This is a genomic window from Chryseobacterium ginsengisoli (genome assembly GCF_039542325.1).
Classification (GTDB): Bacteria; Bacteroidota; Bacteroidia; order Flavobacteriales; family Weeksellaceae; genus Chryseobacterium; species Chryseobacterium ginsengisoli.
The window spans coordinates 1-2,365 of sequence record NZ_BAABHX010000020.1 but is presented as its reverse complement, the minus strand read 5'-3'; the positions used below and the strand labels follow the sequence as shown (position 1 = coordinate 2,365).

The following is a 2,365-nucleotide window of genomic DNA, read 5'->3' as shown; positions in this document are numbered from 1 at the left end:
TAGGAAATGCATGGGATAATAAGCCCGTTCAGTTTGGCTATGATGCCAATACAACTGGTGATGCCGTTAAAAAATATACTACCGTTACGACTTGGGCGAATGGTGCTACAAGTTCTGCTCTAAGCCAATCGGTTAATTATGGAACCGCTCAGCTTTACAAAAATACAGTAACCGATGAAGACGGAAATGTTACCATCGAGTTCAAGAATGGAGAAGGACAGGTACTGCTTGTAAGAAAAGTGATCAGCGCTACTGAGAATGCAGACACATATTATGTTTATAATGAATACAATCAGCTTGCCTTTGTCATTCCACCAAAAGTTGCTGTTGTTTCAGATCCCAATTCTGTGCTTAATGATCTTTGCTATCAATATATATATGACGGCAGAAACCGATTGGTAGAAAAGAAGCTACCAGGAAAAGGCTGGGAATACATGCTTTATGATAAGGCAGATCGTGTAGTTGCTACTCAGGATGCTAATCTGAGAGCTAACAACCAATGGTTGTATACCAAATATGACCAATTTGGAAGAGCTGTTATGACGGGATTAAGCATTGGTTACGGAAGCACAAGGCTCTCTGAACAGGATAATGCAGATGCCACAGGAACCAGTAGTGTGAGAAGAAGCTCCAATGTTTCCTTTATCGTACAAGGTATAGATGGATATTATGAGAATTATGACCAAACCTATCCCAATTCGTCGCGCTGGGTAAAATTACTCTCAGTGAATTATTATGATACATATCCTGCTTACGGTTTTAATCCGACTTTCCCCTCAAATATTTTGGGACAGCCAACTTTGACAGATGCTTCAACTACTGAATCAACAAGTACTAAAAGTCTTCCTGTGATGAGTCTTGTAAAAAATATCGAAGACGATAATTGGACGAAAAATTACACTTGGTACGATAAAAAAGGACGAGCAATCGGCACATATTCTTTCAATCATCTGGGAGGCTATACCAAAACAGAAACTTTGCTGGATTTTGTAGGAGTTGTAGGAAGAACCAATACTTATCATGTAAGAAAACAGGGAGAAACCGGAGTATTTATAACGGAAGGTTTTATATATGATGATCAGAACAGATTGTTGCAGCATTATCACAAAGTAGATGATAAACCTGAAGTTGTTTTGGCAGATAATATTTACAATGAATTATCCCAGCTAAAGAATAAAACTGTAGGAAACAATCTTCAAAGTATAGATTACACCTACAATATCAGAGGTTGGCTGACAGATATCAACAAAGATCAGATGTCAGTCCCTAATCTTGATGGAAAATTATTTTCCTATAAAATCAGATATAATGATAGACTGGGAATCGAAAATCCTGATACGACATTGTTTTCTGGTAAAAATGTAATGCCGAAATACAATGGAAATATTGCAGAAGTAGACTGGAGAAGTGTAGAAACTTTAGGAGCAAATCCTTCGTTAACACCGAAAAGATATGGATATGCCTATGATAAACTCAACAGATTAACGGCAGGTTATTATCAGAATCCTCAAAACCCGAACAGTAAGGAAAATACAGAATCTCTTGATTATGACCTGAACGGAAATATAACTAATCTGTACAGGACTTCCGTAACTGAATATGGAAATACAACACCAACATTGATTGACCGTCTGGAATATATGTATTCAAATACAAACAAAAGCAACAGGCTTACAAATATCAATGATTATTCTTACAACGCAACAGGGTATGAAGGCGGAGGACAGGAAATTGGTTATGACCCGAACGGAAATATGACATCGATGCCTGACAAAACATTGGCAATACAGTATAATTACCTGAATCTGGCTAATAAAGTTGATTACAGTAAAAATGGAAATGAATATGTTACCGTTAATACAAAATATGGAGCAGATGGAGAAAAGCTGCAGAAAGAAAATAATACAACCATTATCGGATTCAATGGATCAGTTACCACAAAAAAAATTACGGATTATCTTGACGGTTTCCAATATCTACAGACGGTAACTCCTCCTCCAACAAATCCCGGAGGCGGTGGTTCTGAGTCTTTGATGGCAAATTCGGAGACAAGTAAGGCTTTGGAAAAGGAAGCTTATACTTTGGATGATACAGCATTGTTATTTGATCCACCTCCGCCTCCAACGAGTATAAAGACAGCTGATCTCCAGTTTTTCCCGACCGCGGAAGGATTTTATGATTACGTAAAAGATCAGTATATTTACCAGTATAAAGATCATTTGGGAAATGTGAGGGTGAGTTTTGGAAAAACCAGCGCAGGTGCTCTTGAGATTGTTGATGCTAATGATTATTATCCTTTTGGGATGAATCATTTGAAGAGTGGAACTTCTTTCTTTGGGACGAGTTCTTATAAGAATTACAAGTA

Annotated in this window: 1 protein-coding gene; it reads left to right on the top strand. The window is 37.5% G+C overall.

Going from position 1 to position 2,365, the window contains the following annotated elements:
* Positions 1–2,365 (top strand): RHS repeat domain-containing protein (locus ABD940_RS22810; protein ID WP_486303710.1); only part of this gene is annotated, 2,365 nt, incomplete at both ends.